20 protein-coding genes are annotated in these 16,625 nt (G+C 68.8%); 14 read left to right on the forward strand and 6 right to left on the reverse strand.

Annotation, left to right across the window (positions count from 1 at the left end; all coding sequences use genetic code 11):
* Together FXN61_RS19950 and FXN61_RS19955 are read left to right on the forward strand one after the other, a co-directional pair.
* The coding region (locus FXN61_RS19950) for a zinc-binding dehydrogenase (protein WP_167975565.1) at positions 1-365 on the forward strand (365 nt) is incomplete at its 5' end.
* 50 nt (positions 366-415) lie between these two features.
* On the forward strand, positions 416-1,267 hold the full coding sequence (locus tag FXN61_RS19955; RefSeq protein ID WP_167975566.1) for an NAD-dependent epimerase/dehydratase family protein: 852 nt from the start codon (positions 416-418) through the stop codon (positions 1,265-1,267).
* On the opposite strand, the gene FXN61_RS19960 is transcribed toward FXN61_RS19955, so the two are convergent.
* Positions 1,173-2,183, reverse strand: a complete 1,011-nt coding sequence (locus tag FXN61_RS19960; RefSeq protein WP_167975567.1) for a polyprenyl synthetase family protein — start codon at positions 2,181-2,183, stop codon at positions 1,173-1,175. The two genes, FXN61_RS19955 and FXN61_RS19960, sit on opposite strands and share 95 nt — an antisense overlap.
* Positions 2,184-2,361: 178 nt before the next feature.
* On the opposite strand from FXN61_RS19960, the gene FXN61_RS19965 reads away from it, so the two are divergent.
* Complete coding sequence (locus tag FXN61_RS19965) at positions 2,362-3,327, forward strand: aldo/keto reductase (protein ID WP_312877869.1); 966 nt, start codon at positions 2,362-2,364, stop codon at positions 3,325-3,327.
* A 10-nt stretch (positions 3,328-3,337) separates the two neighbouring features.
* Here the strand turns inward: FXN61_RS19965 and FXN61_RS19970 are convergent, their stop codons facing one another.
* From FXN61_RS19970 to FXN61_RS19980, 3 genes are read right to left on the reverse strand one after another with little or no spacing between them, the layout of a single operon-like run.
* Positions 3,338-3,670: an ArsR/SmtB family transcription factor gene (locus tag FXN61_RS19970; RefSeq protein WP_167975568.1), complete on the reverse strand. Its 333-nt coding sequence runs from the start codon at positions 3,668-3,670 to the stop codon at positions 3,338-3,340.
* Between the two features lie 2 nt (positions 3,671-3,672).
* The gene (locus FXN61_RS19975; RefSeq protein WP_167975569.1) at positions 3,673-3,828 is read right to left on the reverse strand and encodes a hypothetical protein; all 156 of its coding nucleotides are present in this window, start codon (positions 3,826-3,828) and stop codon (positions 3,673-3,675) included.
* A gap of 44 nt (positions 3,829-3,872) precedes the next feature.
* A complete protein-coding gene (locus FXN61_RS19980) occupies positions 3,873-5,021 on the reverse strand; it encodes an ABC transporter substrate-binding protein (protein WP_167975570.1) in 1,149 nt (382 codons plus the stop codon).
* A gap of 144 nt (positions 5,022-5,165) precedes the next feature.
* Here FXN61_RS19980 and FXN61_RS19985 point away from each other — a divergent pair, with 144 nt between their 5' ends.
* The 4 genes from FXN61_RS19985 to FXN61_RS20000 are packed head-to-tail and all read left to right on the forward strand — an operon-like array spanning position 5,166 to position 8,119.
* Entirely contained in the window at positions 5,166-5,564 is a 399-nt protein-coding gene (locus tag FXN61_RS19985) for a TOBE domain-containing protein (protein ID WP_167975571.1), read from the forward strand.
* 19 nt (positions 5,565-5,583) lie between these two features.
* On the forward strand, positions 5,584-6,318 hold the full coding sequence (modA, locus tag FXN61_RS19990; RefSeq protein WP_312877868.1) for a molybdate ABC transporter substrate-binding protein: 735 nt from the start codon (positions 5,584-5,586) through the stop codon (positions 6,316-6,318).
* The gene (modB, locus tag FXN61_RS19995; RefSeq protein ID WP_167975573.1) at positions 6,315-7,094 is read left to right on the forward strand and encodes a molybdate ABC transporter permease subunit; all 780 of its coding nucleotides are present in this window, start codon (positions 6,315-6,317) and stop codon (positions 7,092-7,094) included. Before modA ends, modB begins: the two co-directional genes overlap by 4 nt.
* Entirely contained in the window at positions 7,091-8,119 is a 1,029-nt protein-coding gene (locus tag FXN61_RS20000) for an ABC transporter ATP-binding protein (RefSeq protein WP_167975574.1), read from the forward strand. The genes modB and FXN61_RS20000 overlap by 4 nt, the downstream gene beginning before the upstream one ends.
* Positions 8,120-8,137: 18 nt before the next feature.
* On the opposite strand, the gene FXN61_RS20005 is transcribed toward FXN61_RS20000, so the two are convergent.
* Positions 8,138-9,346 carry a tetratricopeptide repeat protein gene (locus FXN61_RS20005; protein WP_167975575.1) on the reverse strand — a complete coding sequence of 403 codons (1,209 nt, stop codon included), beginning with the start codon at positions 9,344-9,346 and terminating at the stop codon, positions 8,138-8,140.
* 9 nt (positions 9,347-9,355) lie between these two features.
* Here FXN61_RS20005 and FXN61_RS20010 point away from each other — a divergent pair, with 9 nt between their 5' ends.
* The 7 genes from FXN61_RS20010 to FXN61_RS20040 all read left to right on the forward strand — a co-directional run bounded on the left by FXN61_RS20010 (position 9,356) and on the right by FXN61_RS20040 (position 14,497).
* Positions 9,356-9,712 (forward strand): SAM-dependent methyltransferase, encoded by a 357-nt coding sequence (locus tag FXN61_RS20010; protein ID WP_167975576.1) that lies wholly within the window; start codon positions 9,356-9,358, stop codon positions 9,710-9,712.
* A gap of 123 nt (positions 9,713-9,835) precedes the next feature.
* Complete coding sequence (locus FXN61_RS20015; RefSeq protein ID WP_167975577.1) at positions 9,836-10,609, forward strand: S1 family peptidase; 774 nt, start codon at positions 9,836-9,838, stop codon at positions 10,607-10,609.
* Between the two features lie 44 nt (positions 10,610-10,653).
* On the forward strand, positions 10,654-11,367 hold the full coding sequence (locus tag FXN61_RS20020; RefSeq protein ID WP_167975578.1) for a PIG-L deacetylase family protein: 714 nt from the start codon (positions 10,654-10,656) through the stop codon (positions 11,365-11,367).
* A gap of 51 nt (positions 11,368-11,418) precedes the next feature.
* Positions 11,419-12,627: a uroporphyrinogen-III C-methyltransferase gene (gene cobA, locus FXN61_RS20025; protein WP_167975579.1), complete on the forward strand. Its 1,209-nt coding sequence runs from the start codon at positions 11,419-11,421 to the stop codon at positions 12,625-12,627.
* Between the two features lie 82 nt (positions 12,628-12,709).
* Positions 12,710-13,615 (forward strand): RICIN domain-containing protein, encoded by a 906-nt coding sequence (locus FXN61_RS20030; RefSeq protein ID WP_167975580.1) that lies wholly within the window; start codon positions 12,710-12,712, stop codon positions 13,613-13,615.
* 151 nt (positions 13,616-13,766) lie between these two features.
* Positions 13,767-13,952, forward strand: a complete 186-nt coding sequence (locus FXN61_RS20035; protein ID WP_167975581.1) for a hypothetical protein — start codon at positions 13,767-13,769, stop codon at positions 13,950-13,952.
* Positions 13,949-14,497 carry an RNA polymerase sigma factor gene (locus FXN61_RS20040; protein ID WP_167975582.1) on the forward strand — a complete coding sequence of 183 codons (549 nt, stop codon included), beginning with the start codon at positions 13,949-13,951 and terminating at the stop codon, positions 14,495-14,497. Before FXN61_RS20035 ends, FXN61_RS20040 begins: the two co-directional genes overlap by 4 nt.
* A 400-nt stretch (positions 14,498-14,897) precedes the next feature.
* On the opposite strand, the gene FXN61_RS20045 is transcribed toward FXN61_RS20040, so the two are convergent.
* On the reverse strand, positions 14,898-16,436 hold the full coding sequence (locus FXN61_RS20045) for a DEAD/DEAH box helicase (protein ID WP_167975583.1): 1,539 nt from the start codon (positions 16,434-16,436) through the stop codon (positions 14,898-14,900).
* Between the last annotated feature and the right edge of the window lie 189 nt (positions 16,437-16,625).

Consider the following 16,625-nt stretch of genomic DNA (forward strand, 5'->3'; position numbering starts at 1 on the left):
CCCTCGGCGCGATCCCGGTCGCCTACGGTGACGGCCTCGCCGCACGGGTCCGCGCCGCCGCACCGCAGGGCGTCGGCGCCGTGTACGACGCCGCGGGCCAGGGCGATCTGGAGGTGTCGATCGAGCTGCGCGGCGGCACCGATCGGATCGTCACCATCGCCGATCCCCGTGCCGCCGAGGTGGGCGTCACCTTTTCCAGCGGCGGCCGCCCGTTCGGCGCCGAGCTCGCCGAGTACGCCCGCCTCGCGGCGGACGGCAAGCTCGGAGTGCGGGTCGCGCAGAGCCTTCCACTGGCCGACGCCGGCAAGGCACAGGAGCTGAGCGCGAGCGGCCACGCCGGCGGAAAACTCGTCCTGCGCCCGTAGCCCGTCTCGACAGGCGGTCCTACCGGTCACGGTGAGGCACTATCTGCCCCATGACTCAACGCGTCGTGGTGACCGGAGGCAGCGGCAAGCTCGGGCGTGCCGTCGTGGCCGACCTGCTGGAGCACGGCTGGGAGGTCCACAACCTCGACCAGGCCACCCCTCCGGCCGGTCAGGGATGCGAGTTCACGCGGGTCGATTTGACCGACTACGGCCAGGTCGTGGAGGCGGTCAGCGGCATCGACGACAGGTACGCCGGACTGGACGCCGTCGTGCACCTGGCGGCGATTCCGGGTCCGGGCGTTGCGCCCAACGCGAAGACGTTCCACAACAACGTGACGAGCACCTACAACGTGTTCGCCGCGGCACGGCTGGCCGGCGTACGCAACGTGGTGTGGGCGTCCAGCGAGACGGTGCTGGGACTGCCGTTCGACACTCCCCCGCCGTACATCCCCATCGACGAGGAGTACGCGGGGCGTCCGGAGACGTCGTACTCGCTGGGCAAGCTCGTCGACGAGACGCTCGCCCAGCAGTTCTGCCGGTGGGAGCCCGAGATGAAGATCATCGGGTTGCGGTTCTCGAACGTCATGGAGCCGCACGACTACGAGCGCTTCCCGTTCGACGCCGACCCGCTCGCGCGCAAGTGGAACCTCTGGTCGTACATCGACGCACGGGACGGTGCGCAGGCCGTGCGCAAGGCGCTCGCGCACGACGCCACGGGCTTTGACGTGTTCATCATCGCCAACGCCGACACGTGCATGACGACGCCGAACGACGAGCTCGTCGCGAAGGTCTACCCCGGCGTGCCGCTCAAGCGGGAGTTCGGTCCTCACGAGACGCTGCTGTCGATTGAGAAGGCACGACGGGTGCTGGGGTTCGAGCCCACGCACACCTGGCGGTCGTGACCTCCCTGGCGAGCCCGAACAGCTCGTCCGCCGCCCGCGCCCTCGGTTTCACCTGCCGCAGGTGGTTGAGGGCGCGGGCGAGCAGCAGTTCCGCCTGCTGCTCGCACCACTTCCGGCCGCCCGCCCGCTCGACGAGGTCGGCCAGTTCGCGGGGTTCCGCATCGAAGGAGTACACGTCGGTGCCTGCGTCGATCGCCGCCACGACAGGGAGGGTGCGACGGCGGCGCGCGAGGTCGTGGTGCAGCGGCCTGCCGCTGATCGCGGCGCCGCCCCAGATGGCCAGAACGTCGTCGACGTGCTTGCGCGCCAGGCCGATGTCGTCGCCGAACTCCCTGAGGTGGCCGGCCTGGCTGCTGCTCGCGCCCGCGGCCAGTGCACCCAGCTCGCACGCGCACGCCGTGAGCGCCGAGTGCTTCGCCGCCGCCACGCCCAGATGTTCGGTCAGGTCGACGTCGTCTCGTTCGTCCATCTCGATTTCCTGGACATAACCGTCCACAACGGACAACAACGTGGCGTTGAGGATCATCACCTCTGGTTTCGTGAGCCGTGCGAAGGCGAGCGAAACCAAAGCGTCCGCCGCAGATACCGCCCTGTCGTCGCCGAACTCCACCAACGCGCTCGGCTGACGGCCCCTGCTGACAGCGCGGGTCAGGAGGTCCGCGTGCAACTGTTCGTGCAGGTGCGCGAGTTCCAGCGCGACGGCCACCCTGATCGCCTCGGTGGCGTCGCCGATCGTCTCCGCGGAGAGCAGGGCGAGCGCGGCGGTCGAGAAGTCCTGCTGCCCGAGGCTGTACTGGATCACCTCGTGGGTTTCGTCAGGAAGGTCGGCCAGCGCGGCGTGGAGCGGTGGTTCGACCGTGGCACGGGTCCGCTCCAGCACGTCCCGCGGCGCCGCGACCACGTCGATGCTCACCATGCGCGTTCCTCTCAGACCCCAGGGAAAGAAGCTAAACCTGCTGGTCAGGTGCGCATGTCCGGTTGCCACTCTCGTGTCAAAGAGGGGCACGATCCGGCGAGCGGGACTACGTTGATGTTGAACAGGTTGTCGCCACCATCACCCGACCGTGATCATCGTTTTCCTGAGGGGCCTGACCGTGCGTTACACCAAGCTCGCCGGCATGGACGTGTCGGAGATCTGTCTCGGCATGATGAGCTACGGGGATCCGTCGCTGGGCAACCACGCGTGGTCCTTGCCGGAGGAGGAGTCCCGGCCGTTCATCAAGGCAGCGATCGAAGCCGGCATCAACTTCTTCGACACCGCGAACGTCTACTCCGCCGGTTCCTCGGAGGAGATCACCGGCCGCGCACTTCGCGATTTCGCGCGCCGCGAGGAGATCGTGCTCGCCACCAAGGTGCACGGCCGCATGCGCGAGGGCGTGAACGGCGCAGGGCTGTCCCGCAAGGCGATCTTCACCGAGATCGACAACTCGTTGCGCCGCCTGGGCACGGACCACGTGGACCTGTACCAGATCCACCGTTTCGACAAGACCGTCCCGCTGGAGGAGACGCTCGAAGCGCTGCACGACGTGGTGAAGTCCGGCAAGGCGCGCTACATCGGCGCCTCGTCCATGTACGCGTGGCAGTTCGCCAAGGCGTTGTTCACGCAGCACCAGAACGGCTGGACGCGGTTCGTGTCGATGCAGAACCACTACAACCTCCTCTACCGCGAGGAGGAGCGCGAGATGCTGCCGCTGTGCGCGGACCAGGGCATCGCGGTGATCCCGTGGAGCCCGCTGGCCCGCGGCCGGCTGACCCGCGACTGGGACGCCACGACCGCCCGTACCGAGACCGACGAGTTCGGGTCCACTTTGTACGTCGACTCTGACCGCGCGATCGTCGAGCAGGTGGCCGCGGTCGCCGCCGCCCGTGGCGTGTCACGGGCCCAGGTCGCGCTGGCGTGGCTGCTGCGCAATCCCGTCGTGACGGCCCCGATCGTCGGCGTGACCAAGCCCGCGCAGCTCGGCGACGCGGTGGCGGCTCTCGACTTCGAGCTGACCGAGGACGAGGTGAAGCTCCTCGAGTCGGCGTACGAGCCGCACCGCGTCGCCGGGCACGTTTAGGGCAGGACGCTCACACCGGTTCCGCGCGGAGCTGGAGCAGCAGCTCGTTCTGCCCGGCCAGCAGTTCGGTCAGGATGCGTCTGGCGGCTCTGAGCAGTTCGGCCACGTCACCGCCGGCGAGGGCGTACACCACGGTCGAGCCCTCGCGGGTGGCCGTGACGATCCCGGACCTGCGCAGGACGGCGAGCTGGGCGGAGAGGTTCGAGGCCTCCACGTCGATCTCGACGAGCAGGTCGCGCACCGCCTTCGGCCCGTCCTGGAGCAGCTCCAGCACGCGGATGCGCACCGGATGCCCGAGCATCCGGAAGAAGTCGGCCTTCGCCTGGTACAGCGGAACGGGCACGGTCACTTCACCCCGTGCTCGTCGGCGAGCCGCCTGAGGTTCGCGAGGTCGGCGCCGTGCACCTCGGCGGCGTACGCGTCCTGCCGTTCCACCGCCAGGCGCACGGCCTCTTCCGCCTGCTCGATGCGGGCCAGCAGGTTGTCCCTGAACTCGTTCACGACACCACAACCTGTCGAATTGAAGAAGTCTTCAATTCGACAGGTTACCCGAGCTTGGAGACCTCGATGAAGTCCGGGATCTGAGCCTTGAGCGCCCCGTTCGGCTGGAACCGGTAGAACAGCACGGCGGTGCTGCACGCCGAGTTGCCGAACCACGCGTGGTCGCAGGTGATCTGCGGCCCGAGGAAGCTGTCGAGGTCCTTCACGGCACGCAGGGCCTGCTCGGGCGTACCGTCCGAAGTGGACAGCACCCGCGCGAGCGTCATCATGTCCGCGAACGACACCACCGCTCCCGCAACGGGTTCGTCGTGGCCGGCGTCCTTCATGGCCTGCCGGTACTCCTCGATCTCCTCCTGGTTGGCTGGCGGCGCGGACAGCGGGTCGGTGGGGTGCCAGAAGTCGGAGGACAGCTCGACGCCGATCGACTGGTTCCCGACGGACCTGGGCAGCCCGGTGCACGACGCCGCGAGGATCCGCCCGTCGTAACTGGCTTCCCGCAGCGCACGGACCATGTGCGTGCACTGGTCCTCGGTGGCGGCGATGCTGCCGGAGGCTTCCGCGGTGGCGACGGTCCTGGCCAGGCTCTCCCAACCGGGGTTGTCCGCGGGGTAGTAGACCGAGCGGTAGCCGAGGCCGAACCGCTTGGCTGCCGGGGTGAGCACGGTGTCGGTGAAGGCGTGCGTCGTCGGCGACTCGGGCAGCAGCCAGGCCACCGTCTTCACGCCCTGGTCGGCGTAGTACTTCAGCGCCGCCGTGCCGTACGCGACGGCGGCGGCACCGAAGAAGAACGCGTTCTTGTGGTTCATCAGGCCTGGCGTGAACTGAACGTGCCCGACGAGCGGAATGCCGGCCTCGTTCAGCTTGGGCATCGCGGCGTCGGCCCCGGTGTCCACACCCTGCACGACCACTTCGACGTTCTCGCCGACGAACTTCTCGGCACACTTCTCCGACTGTTCGGGCGTGCCGTCCGTGGGGCAGGTGACGAGCTCGAACGGACGGTTTTTGAGGCCGCCCTTGCGGTTGAGGTGGGCGACGGCGACCTCGGCACCGGTTTGCAGCTCCGGCACGGCGAACGCGCCGGACGCGTTGTTGAGGTATCCGATCCTGACGGGTTCGCCGCTGGGACCTCTCTTCTGCTCGGCGGCACATCCGGTGACCAGCAGGAGGACAGCGGCTACGACCCTCACGTGCATGACTGACGGCTCCCCTATGAGCATCGGCGGTGATGCGAAGCGCCGATGGTCACGAGGTGAGACGCCACCGATAAGTCGGGTTCCCCCGACACCTAGGACTTTCGCGGTTGAGAGTTCCGCAGACGCGGTTATAAGCTGCCGTTCGTGCCGAATCTGCGGATCAGCGAGGCCGCCGCGCTGCTCGGGGTCAGTGACGACACCCTGCGCCGGTGGATAGACCAGGGACGCCTGGAGTCCGTCGTGCTCGACAACGGGCGCAAGGGCGTCAGCGGGACGGAGCTCGCCGCGTTCGCCCAGAAGATGACCGAGGTGACCGAGCCCGGTGTGACGGTGGCGGCTTCGGCTCGCAATCGGATGAAGGGCATCGTCACCCGTGTCATCAAGGACGGGGTCATGGCCCAGGTCGACATGCAGGCAGGGCCGTTCCGCATCACGTCGCTGATGAGCCGCGAGTCCGCGGACGAGCTGGGCCTCGAGGTGGGCAGTGTCGCCGTTGCCTCCATCAAGTCCACCCACGTCGTCGTCGAGATCCCGGAGGCCTGAGTTGAGGAGGGTCCTCGCGGTGGCGGCCACCCTGGTGCTCGCGGGATGCGGGTCTCAGCACCAGCCCGGCACGGGTGTCACCGGGGAGATCACGGTGTTCGCGGCGGCGTCGCTGACCGGGTCGTTCCAGAAGCTGGGCAAGGAGTTCGAGGCCGCGAACCCCGGTTCGAAGGTCACGTTCAACTTCGCGGGCAGCTCGGCGCTCGCGCAGCAGATCAACCGCGGCGCGCCCGCCGACGTGTTCGCGTCCGCGGCGCCGTCGAACATGAAGCAGGTGACCGACACCGGGGCGATCACGGCCTCGCCGGCGACGTTCGCGAAGAACACGCTGCAGATCGTGGTCCCCAAGGGCAACCCCGGCAAGATCACGGGTCTCGCGGACTTCGCCAAGGCCGACCTGAAGATCGCGTTGTGCGCGGAGCAGGTGCCGTGCGGCGCGGCGTCGAAGAAGGCGTTCGAGGCAGCCGGGATCACGGCCGCGCCGGACACGCTGGAGCAGGACGTGAAGGCCGCGCTCACCAAGGTGTCACTGGGCGAGGTCGACGCGGCGCTCGTCTACCGCACGGACGTCAAGGCGGCCGGTGACGAGGTCGAGGGCCAGGACTTCGCGGAGGCTTCGAGCGCGGTCAACGACTACCCGATCGCACCGCTGGCCAAGGCGCCCAACGCCACCGCTGCCCAGGCTTTCGTCGACCACGTGCTGTCCGCGAAGGGCCGCGAGGTGCTGGCCGAAGCCGGGTTCGCGGCGCCGTGAGGTCGAGGCTGCCGGTCGTCCTGGTCCTGCCTGCGGTGGCAGGGCTCGCCTTCCTGCTCGTGCCGCTGGCGGGCCTGCTCGTCGAGACGCCATGGGCGACCTTGCCCTCGCAGCTCTTCAGCGCCGAAGTCGGGCAGGCGCTGCAACTCTCGTTGATCTGCGCGTCGCTCGCCACGATCGTCTGTCTCGTTCTCGGCGTGCCACTCGCGTGGCTGCTCGCGCGCAGCGACCTGCCCGGTCGTGGGTTGCTGCGCGCCTTGGTGACGGTGCCGCTGGTCCTGCCCCCGGTGGTGGGTGGCGTGGCACTGCTGCTGGTGCTCGGGCGGCGAGGGCTGGTCGGCCAGTACCTCGACCAGTGGTTCGGCGTCTCACTTCCGTTCACCACAACGGGAGTCGTGCTCGCCGAGGCGTTCGTCGCGATGCCGTTCCTGGTCATCTCGGTCGAGGGAGCCCTGCGGGCCGCCGACCCGCGTTACGAGGAGGCCGCCGCGACGCTCGGGGCCTCGCGCTGGCTGACGTTCCGCCGTGTGACCCTGCCGGGGATCATGCCGGGGGTGGTGGCGGGAACCGTGCTGTGCTGGGCCCGCGCGCTCGGCGAGTTCGGCGCGACGATCACGTTCGCCGGCAACTTCCCCGGCAGGACGACGACCATGCCCCTCGCCGTCTACCTGGCGCTGGAGACCGACCCGGACGCCGCCATCGTGCTCAGCATCGTGCTGCTCCTGGTGTCCGTCGCCGTGCTGGCCGGCCTGCGCGACAAGTGGATCCGCGCATGACCCTGCACGCAGAGCTCCGCGTCCAGCGCGACGACTTCACGCTCGAACTGGACCTCGCGATCGAGCCGGGCGAGGTCGTGGCACTGCTCGGCCCCAACGGTGCGGGCAAGACCACCGCCCTGCGCGCGCTCGCCGGACTGCTGACCGGTGGCCGTGTCCGCGTCGGCGAGTCCACTTGGGACGATCTGCCCGCCGAGAAACGCCCGATCGGCGTGGTGTTCCAGGACTACCTGCTCTTCGCGCACATGAGCGCGCTCGACAACGTCGCGTTCGGCCTGCGCGCTCGCGGCACCCGCAAGGCCGAGGCCAACGTCATCGCACTGGAAGGCTTGCGGCAGGTCGGCCTGGCCGAGTTCGCCAGGGCCAAGCCCCGCACGCTTTCCGGCGGCCAGGCCCAGCGCGTCGCCCTCGCCCGCGCACTCGCCACGTCACCGGAACTGCTGCTGCTCGACGAACCACTGGCAGCGCTGGACGCCACCACCCGGCTGCGCGTGCGTTCCGAACTGGGCAGGCACCTCCAGAACTACCCAGGTCACACGCTCCTGGTCACCCACGACCCGTTGGACGCCATGGTGCTCGCGGACCGGATCGTCATCCTGGAGGACGGCCGCGTGGTCCAGCAGGGCACGCCGCGCGAAGTCGTCCGGCAGCCGCGCACCGACTACGTAGCCCACCTCGTCGGCCTCAACTTCTACCGGGGCGTCGCTTCCGGCACCGAGGTGCGTCTCGACGGCGGCGGCACGCTCACGATCGCAGAGCCTTCTGAAGGTCCGGTGCACGTGGTGTTCCCGCCGTCCGCGGTGAGCCTGTTCCCCGCCAAACCCGCGGGAAGCCCGCGGAACACGTGGCAGGCCGTCGTTTCCGGCATCGAGCAACACGCCCACACCACCCGCGTCGATCTCGCCGGCTCCCCCGCCGTGCTGGCCGACATCACCACCGCCACTGTGGCCGAGCTGCGACTGCAGCCCGGTGACACGCTGTGGGTCTCCCTGAAAGCGACGGAGATCCACACCTATGCTCGATGACCTGGCCACAGCCGATCGTCACGCGTCCAGCGCCGCCAGTCGCCGCGACGCTTCCGACTCGCCCCACCGGAACCCGATCCGCCGCGACAACCTGACGGCCTCGCCGTAAGACTCCCTGGCCTTCTCAGGGCAGCCGGCGAGCTCGTGGACGATGCCGCGGTCGAGCAGCACCCCCGCCTCGATCTGCCTGTCCCCCACCGAACGCGCGAGCTGCAGCGCTTCCTCCGCCAGCTCCAGCGCCCGGTCCAGCGAACCGAGCTGACGATGGGCGTCGACCATGTTCGCCAGCGCGTGCAGCTCGCCAGAACGGTCGCCACAGGCGCGGAACGTCGTCAGGGTCTCCTCGTAACACACCAACGCGGCCGGCAGGTCACCCAGCGCCGCGTGCACCAGCCCCAGGTTGGTCCGGACGTAAGCCGCGCCCTGGGAATCGTCCAGCTTCTCGCGCAACGTCAGCGACGCTTCCAGCGAGGTGACCGCGGCGGGCAGGTCGCGGCGGCGCCAGTGCACGATGCCGAGGTTGTTGAGGGTCACGGCTTCGAGCTGGCGGTCGCTCAACGAGCGGGCCAGCGCGAGCGCGGCCGTCCAGTGCTGCTGGGCCTCGGCGAACTTGAAGCCGCGCTCGCAGGCGGCACCGAGTTCCTTCAGCGCCAGCGCTTCCGCGCGGACGTCGCCCAGCGACCGGGCGGCTTCCAGGGCGAGGGTGTTCAGCGCGGCCCAGTCCGCCACCTCGGAGCGGCGGCGGAAGTACCAGGACAGGCCGGCGGCGAACGCGATCGCGTCGGCCGGTGAGGCCTGGTGGGCGGCGGCGATCAGGTTGTCGCGCTCTTCGGCGAGCCAGAGGTCGGCGGGGTTGTCCGCCAAGGCTTCCAGGTAGTGCTTGTGCACGCGTTCCAGTGCCAGCGACCGTTCCTCGGACGACTCCGAGCCACGGCAGCGTTCCCGCGCGAACAACCGCAGCAGGTCGTGCAGCGCGAAGCGACCGGGTACCGGTTCCTCGACGAGATGGGCGGCGGCGAGCTCGGCGAGCAGCTCCTCGACGTCCGGCACGTCGGTCAGCGCCCGTGCGGCCGCGACCGCGAAGTCGGGCCGTCCAGGAGGCCGATCAGGCGGAAAACCTGTGCCACGGCAGGAGATCCGAGTTCGGCGTAGCTGACCTCGAACGCCGAGCGCACCGCGAGCGTCGCCGAGGCAGCGGCGTTGCGCGGCGCGCAGATGCTCGCGCACGGTGCACCGGTGGAGCTGGCGGCCGAGAAGTTCAAGCGGGACAACGTGACCGTGGCCGCGGCACGGGTGCTGCCACGCGGGCGGCTCGCGCTCGTCGGCCTCGGGCCGGGCTCGGCGGAGGAACGCACGCCCCGTGCGGAGGCGGAGATCAGGCGCGCGGCGTTCGTGGTGGGCACCCCCGAGGCGATCGATGCCGTCGGGCCGCTCCTGCGTTCCGGAACCGAGGTCCGCTACGAGGGTGCGTGCGACTTGGCCTCGCGCGGTGCGGCTGTCGCGCTCGTTGCTTTCGGAGCCGGACCTACGCTGGACGATCCGGTCGAAGCCGACGTCATTGTTGTTCCCGGAGTACGGGACCGCTGCGTCTAGTCAACTGTCAAACCACCCGTAACGACTAGTGGCGGGTTGTGCGATTGATTCCGCGCCCGTGACGCTGTGTGTGCCGCCGCTCGACACCCTGCACACACAGTGTCATCGGGAAGGACTGGCTACATGGCGAAAACCCTGCATCGCCTGATCGTGTCCGTCGTGGTGTCCGCTCTTGCGAGCATCTTCTTCATCGCCCCGGCCGCCAACGCCGACGTCTCACCGATGATCGTCGGTGGCACGCGGGCCAGCACGTCGACGTACCCGTGGGTCGTCTACCTCGCCTCCACCTCCGGATCGCAGTTCTGCGGAGGCACGCTGACCAAGGCCAACAAGGTCGTCACCGCCGCGCACTGCGTGAAGGGCCGCACGCCGGCCAGCACGCGCGTCGTGCACGGCCGTGACGACAAGCAGAGCACCGCGGGCACGGTCGCGAACGTGACCAAGATCTGGGTGCACCCGAGCTACACCACCGCGACCGCCGGCTACGACGTGGCCGTGCTGACGCTGGACCGCAACATCAGCTCGGCAACCCTGCCGCTCGCCACGCCGCAGGACACCGCGCTCTACACCGCGGGCAACTCCGCGTTGATCCTCGGCTGGGGCACCACGTCGTCGGGTGGCTCCGCCTCCCGGTACCTGCTGAAGGCCAACGTGCCGTTGACCTCGGACTCGACCTGCAAGACCGCGTACTCGCAGTACAGCAACACCTCCATGGTGTGCGCGGGCTTCCCGCAGGGTGGCGTGGACACCTGCCAGGGCGACTCCGGTGGCCCGCTGGTGTTCGGTGGCAAGCTCATCGGTGACACGTCGTGGGGCCGCGGTTGTGCCGCAGCCGGCTACCCCGGCGTGTACGGCCGCATCGCGCCGTACTACTCGGTGATCACTGCTCAGCTGTAGCACGCTCGGTTGCCATGCCCGCAGGATCAAGCGATCCTGCGGGCATGGCTGATCTCGAAGCTGTGCCGGAGGACTGGTCGAGCGCGCTGGTCGTCGTCGCTCACCCCGACGACATGGAATACGGCGGCGCGGGCGCAATCGCGCGTTGGACCGCTCAAGGCAAGAAGATCGCATACCTGCTGGCGTGCCGTGGCGAGGCCGGAATCGACACGATGGAACCGGCCGTCTGCGGACCGTTGCGCGTCGAGGAGCAGATCGCGTCCTGCGCGGCCGTCGGCGTGACGGAAGTCGAGTTCCTGGACCACCCGGACGGTGTGATCGAGTACGGCGTGCCGTTGCGCCGCGACATCGCGGCGGCGATCCGCCGGCACAAGCCCGAGGTCGTGATCACCGGCAACTTCCGCGAGACGTGGCCCGGTGGCGGCCTGAACATGGCGGACCACATCGCGGTCGGGCGTGCCACCGTCGACGCGGTGCGGGACGCGGGCAACCGGTGGATCTTCCAGGACCTGGGGCTGGAGCCGTGGAACGGCGTCAAGTACGTGGCGGCGGCGTCCTCGCCGTTGGCGACGCACGCCGTGGACATCGCCGACTCGTTCGACGCATCGGTCGAATCGCTGCGCGCGCACAAGGCCTATCTGGCTGCGCTGAGCGGGGACATGGCCGACCCGGAGCCGTTCCTGCGGAGCATGGCTGAGATGGTGGGCCAGCGGTTCGGCGGCACTCTGGCCACCTCTTTCGAGCTACTGAGGCTGTGACCATGTTCCCTTCGGCTGGACACGGCGTGTCCGGTGTGGATGCTTCTACGCATGCCCTTTGAACAGCACTACCTGGCCGGCCTCGACCTGCGGGGCCGGCGCGTCCTCGTGGTCGGTGGAGGCACGGTCGCGCAACGCCGCCTGCCTCGCCTGATCGCCAGCGGCGCCGCCGTCGAACTCGTGTCGCCGTCCGTCACGCCCGCCGTGCAGGGCATGGTCGACGCGGGGGAACTGACGTGGCACCAGCGGCGGTTCCAGCCGGGTGACGTCGAGGGCGCCTGGTACGTGGTGGCGTGCACGTCCAACGTCGAGGTGAACACGCAGATCGGCGACGAGGCGCTGGCACAGCGGGTGTTCTGCGTGCGCGCGGACATCGCCGTCGAGGGCACGGCCGTGACACCGGCCGTCGGCACGCACGACGGGCTCGTGCTCGGCGTGCTCGCGGGTGGCGAGCACCGCCGGTCGGCCGCCGTGCGGGACGGGCTCGTGGCGGCGTTGCGCGACGGGCGCATCGCCGACCAGGCTTTGAAGCCTGCGGGCGTGGCCCTGGTGGGCGGCGGTCCGGGCGATCCGGAGCTGATCACCGTGCAGGGCAAGCGTTTGCTGGCCCACGCGGACGTGGTCGTCGCCGACCGGCTGGCACCGCGCGAGCTGCTGGAGGACCTGCCGGCGCACGTCGAGGTCGTGGACGCGGCGAAGATCCCGTACGGCCGCGCGGCGACGCAGGAGTTCATCAACCAGACGTTGATCGACCGCGCCAAGGAGGGGAAGTTCGTCGTCCGGTTGAAGGGCGGCGACCCGTACGTCTTCGGGCGGGGCTTCGAGGAGCTGCTGGCGTGCGCCGAGGCCGGCATTCCGGTCACCGTGGTGCCGGGCGTGACGTCGGCCTTTGGTGTGCCTGCTCTGGCCGGTGTGCCGGTGACGCACCGAGGTGTGGCGCACGAGGTGGTCGTCGTCTCGGGTCACGTTGCACCGGATGACCCGCGTTCTCTCGTGGACTGGTCCGCGATCGCACGCCTGAAGGGCACCGTCGTGCTGATGATGGCGGTCGAACGTGCCGGTGCGTTCGCCGCGGCGTTGATGGAAGGCCGTCCCGCTTCGACGCCCGTTGCCGTGATTCAGGAAGGCAGCACGGCATCTCAGCGCGTGTTCCGCTCCACTTTGGACTCCCTGGCCGCCGACATGGAGAAGTGGGAGGTTCGTCCTCCCGCGATCATCGTGGTCGGCCCTGTCGCGGGCATTGCGTCAGCAAATAGTTAGATAAGTTTCTTTACAAAAGCCGCCCGACCGGTGGACTCTGCAGTCACGCCGCCTCAGTCCACCGGTTCCTGCGGAGGCACGCATGAAACGCGCCCTGTCTTTGGCGGCAGGCATTTTGCTCATGATGTCCGGTTTGTTCGCTTCATCACCTGCGAGCGCGGCATCCCAACAGGTCTTCTGGACCTTCTACGGCTGGTACGACAACACGCCGCCTGGTGGTGACATCGCCTACCCGCAGATCCACAGCAAGGCCGGCGGCAAGGGAACCTGGTCGGACCCGATCACGTTCGCGACGTCCAGCAAGGAAGCCAAGCCGGGCACGAAGATCTATTTCCCGCGGGTGAAGAAGTACTTCATCATGGAGGACTCCTGTTCCTCGTGTGAGCAGGATTGGAACGGCAACGGCCCCAACGGCGGCCCTCGTCTTTGGCACTTCGACGCCTGGGTCGGCGGCAAGGGCGGCAACGCCATGAACGTCATCGACTGCGAAGACGCGCTGACGAACTACCACGCCGACGGCAAGCCCGTGATGGAAGAGACCATCATCAACCCGCCGTCGAACCTGACCGTCGACCCGACGCCGATCTTCAACACCTCGACCGGCGAGTGCTACGGCGGCGCGAAGCCCAAGACCACCAACGGCGAGTACAAGAACGTCTCCACCGGCAAGTGCCTCCAGGGCGGTGCTTCCGGCTCGCAGCTGACGACGGCCACCTGCAACGGCTCCGCGTCTCAGCAGTTCAAGTTCCACGGCGCCTTCATGGAGCAGGGGACGCCCCAGCAGTGCACCACTCTGTCCTCGGGCAAGGTCGTGCTGAAGAAGTGCGACGGGGGACCGGCCCAGCAGTGGTCCATCAACCCGAACAAGACCATCTCGGACATGCAGCACAACACCAAGTGCTACCGGGACGCGTCCGGCAAGGTGACGGCGGCGTCGTGCTCCGGTGACGCTGCCAAGTGGACGTTCAAGGCCGCGCCCCCGAAGTGAGCACGTAGGTGGGTAGCTGGTTCACAACCTGACACGACGAAGGCCGCTTGCCCCGGTGGGGGAGGCGGCCTTCAGCTTTCAAGATCTTTTGTCACCGTTTCGCCCTGCGTTGCACTCATTGTCGTAAGAACGGACACGGAGGTAACAGTTGGTGATCGGATGGCTCGACAAGGTGCTCGACATCAGGGCCGGCACGCTGGCGGAGCGGGAACGCCGCACGACCTACGTCGAGGTGCTGCGCAACTTGCCTGACCGCAGCACGGTGGACGACCAGAAGGCCGACGGTTCCCGGTTGCTGATCTACATCCAGCCTTCGCCGGAGCCGGAGACGACGTGAGTGACAACAGAGCCGGTGAGGCCGTGCGCCGTGTGCGTGCCCTCGCCCTGCTCGATCGGTACGCCGATGAACTGGCCGCCCATGCGTACAAACTCGGATGTACGCCGACAGAGGCCGAGGATGTCGCCGATGAGGCCATCCTCGCACTGCTCAGTCGTAAGGCGGACGCCAAGACCGTCGAAAACGAACGCGCATGGCTCTACGCGGTCACCCGCCGTGTAGTGATCAAGGTGCTGTCTGCGAACAAGCGATACGACGAACGCCTGCGTGGCCTCGACTTTCGTCAAAGAGCCTGGGCTGAACCCGAGATCGCCCTGGAGGCAGCGGAAACGTTCCGTGCGCTCGCGAAGCTCCCCGTGGAACATCGGGAAGCCGTGGTCCTCGCCGCTCAGGGCTTTGCCAACGCCGAAATCGCTGAGATCACCGAGGTGTCCACCGACGTGGTCAAGCAACGTATCAGCCGCGGCCGACGCAGGCTTCGCCAGCTGACAGGACGAGCGAAGCCCGTTGAACCCAGCACGATCAGCGGGAGGAGGAACGAATGATCAGCTCGGACCGCGGACCCGATGACGCGACCAAGCGCTTCCAGGATCTCGATGACGCGCTGAAGGGAATGTTCGCCGAACGACATGAGACCGCAGCCCGCCGGGCCGCCCTCCTCGACAAGCTCGCGGCACAAGAGGCTGAACCACGCGAACCCTTCGCGCGCCGGGACGAACCACCGGCGCAACCGATCCGCCCATCGGTGCGGTCACGTCGCACACCGCAGATGCGCGCTTCCACAAGTCCGGCCGGCCATGGGACGCGACGGCCGCCCAGCGGCGGGCAGCACCAAAGGCCTGCTCGCACAACGAGAAACAGATCGAGTCCGTAGCCGTTGTCCGAAAGGCTGAAGGCCGCCTCCGTTGCGGGAGACGGCCTTCAGCCTTGTCAGATCCGATCAGATCAGTGCTGCGGTGCCCTGCGCGGACGACCGGTGCGCTCGGTCCGGCCGAAAGCTCGGCCGCCCTCGGAGCGCTCCGAGCGGCGCGGGCCGCTGCGGAACTCGCCGCCCTCGGAGCGACGACCACCGGAACCGCCGCGGTACTCACCGCGACCACCGGCGGCAGGAGCGCCGAAACGACGACCGCCGCCGCCACCGCCACGACGGGCCGGCTTCTCGCGTTCGATGATCGGCTCGCCGGTCGGGATGCGGGCGCCGGTGATGCGGATCAGGTCCTCGTCACCGGGGCGCACCTTCGTGCTCTCCGGGCGGATGCCCGCACGGGCGGCCATGCCCTGGACCGCGCGGCGCTGGTCGTGGGTGACCAGCGTGACGACCGTGCCGGACTGGCCGGCGCGAGCCGTGCGGCCTGCGCGGTGCAGGTAGTCCTTCGGGTCGGCAGGCGGGTCGACGTGGACGACGAGCGAGACGTCGTCGACGTGGATGCCGCGAGCCGCCACGTCCGTCGCGATGAGGACGGGAGTGGTGCCCTCGCGGAACTCGCCGAGCACGCGGGTGCGCGCGCTCTGCGCCTTGCCGCCGTGCAGCGCGCCCGCGTTGACGCCCATCGAACGCAGCTTCTTGGCCAGGCGGTCCACGTGGTGCTTGGTGCGCACGAACATGATCGTGCGGCCCTCGCGTGCGGCCACCTCGTTCACCACGTTCTGCTTGTCCTCAGCGGACACGAACAGCAGGTGGTGCTCCATCGTCGTGACGCTGGCGGTGGCCGGGGCCACCGAGTGCGTCACCGGGTTGTGCAGGTACTGGCGGACCAGCTTGTCCACGTCGCCGTCGAGCGTCGCGGAGAACAGCAGGCGCTGGCCGTCCTGCGGGGTCAGGTCCAGGATCGCGCGGACCTGGGGCATGAAGCCCATGTCCGCCATCTGGTCGGCCTCGTCCAGCGCGGTGATCTCGACCTGACCCAGGTCGCAGGTCCCCTGGCGGACGTGGTCGGACAGGCGGCCCGGCGTGGCGATCAGCAGGTCGACGCCGCGGCGCAGGTGATCGATCTGGCGCGGGAACGACGTGCCACCGACGATCGTGCGGCACCACAGGTTCAGCGAGCGGGCGTGCGGCATGAGCGCCGTCTCCACCTGCATCGCCAGTTCACGGGTCGGGACCAGGATCAGGCCGCGCGGCTTGTGCGGCACGGACCTGCCGCTCGCGAGGCGGGTCAGCATGGCGAGACCGAACGCGAGCGTCTTGCCGGAGCCGGTCTGGCCGCGGCCGAGGATGTCACGCCCCGACATCGCGTCGGGCAGGGTGGCTGCCTGGATCGGGAACGGTTCGGTGATCTCGTTGGCGACGAGCGACTTGATCAGCGCGTCAGCCAGGCCGAGCTCGGCGAACGAGGGCAGCGGGCCTTCCGGCAGCGTGCTCTCGAAGACCTCGGCGACGATCGGCTCCTCGATCCGCGCTTGCGGACGGGAGTTGCCCTGGCGGCCCGAGCGGCGCCGCGGCTTGCCGCGGCTGAAAGAGCGCTCGGAACGACCTTCGGACATTGATGGCAAAACAAACCTCCGGGACATGGCACGTCTCGAGGCTGCCCCGCGCGCTACCGCGGTGCCGATCACAAGGACGGGCCCGGCGTGATGGTCACGCCGCTGATGAGTGGGTGGAAACACCGGTCAACGGCCGTCAAGCCTTCATCGGTGTACAGCACAGTCTAGCTGATCAATGGCCACGCCCTG

The sequence above is a fragment of the Lentzea indica genome, assembly GCF_012184385.1.
Classification (GTDB): Bacteria; Actinomycetota; Actinomycetes; order Mycobacteriales; family Pseudonocardiaceae; genus Lentzea; species Lentzea indica.

What these genes read in the sequence shown, in the direction of transcription:
- FXN61_RS19955 (WP_167975566.1), top strand. Translation starts at nt 416, where the DNA reads ATGACTCAACGCGTCGTGGTGACCGGAGGCAGCGGCAAGCTCGGGCGT.
- FXN61_RS19960 (WP_167975567.1), bottom strand. Translation starts at nt 2,183, where the DNA reads ATGGTGAGCATCGACGTGGTCGCGGCGCCGCGGGACGTGCTGGAGCGG.
- FXN61_RS19980 (WP_167975570.1), bottom strand. Translation starts at nt 5,021, where the DNA reads ATGCACGTGAGGGTCGTAGCCGCTGTCCTCCTGCTGGTCACCGGATGT.
- FXN61_RS20000 (WP_167975574.1), top strand. Translation starts at nt 7,091, where the DNA reads ATGACCCTGCACGCAGAGCTCCGCGTCCAGCGCGACGACTTCACGCTC.
- FXN61_RS20015 (WP_167975577.1), top strand. Translation starts at nt 9,836, where the DNA reads ATGGCGAAAACCCTGCATCGCCTGATCGTGTCCGTCGTGGTGTCCGCT.
- FXN61_RS20020 (WP_167975578.1), top strand. Translation starts at nt 10,654, where the DNA reads ATGGCTGATCTCGAAGCTGTGCCGGAGGACTGGTCGAGCGCGCTGGTC.
- cobA (WP_167975579.1), top strand. Translation starts at nt 11,419, where the DNA reads ATGCCCTTTGAACAGCACTACCTGGCCGGCCTCGACCTGCGGGGCCGG.
- FXN61_RS20030 (WP_167975580.1), top strand. Translation starts at nt 12,710, where the DNA reads ATGAAACGCGCCCTGTCTTTGGCGGCAGGCATTTTGCTCATGATGTCC.
- FXN61_RS20045 (WP_167975583.1), bottom strand. Translation starts at nt 16,436, where the DNA reads ATGTCCGAAGGTCGTTCCGAGCGCTCTTTCAGCCGCGGCAAGCCGCGG.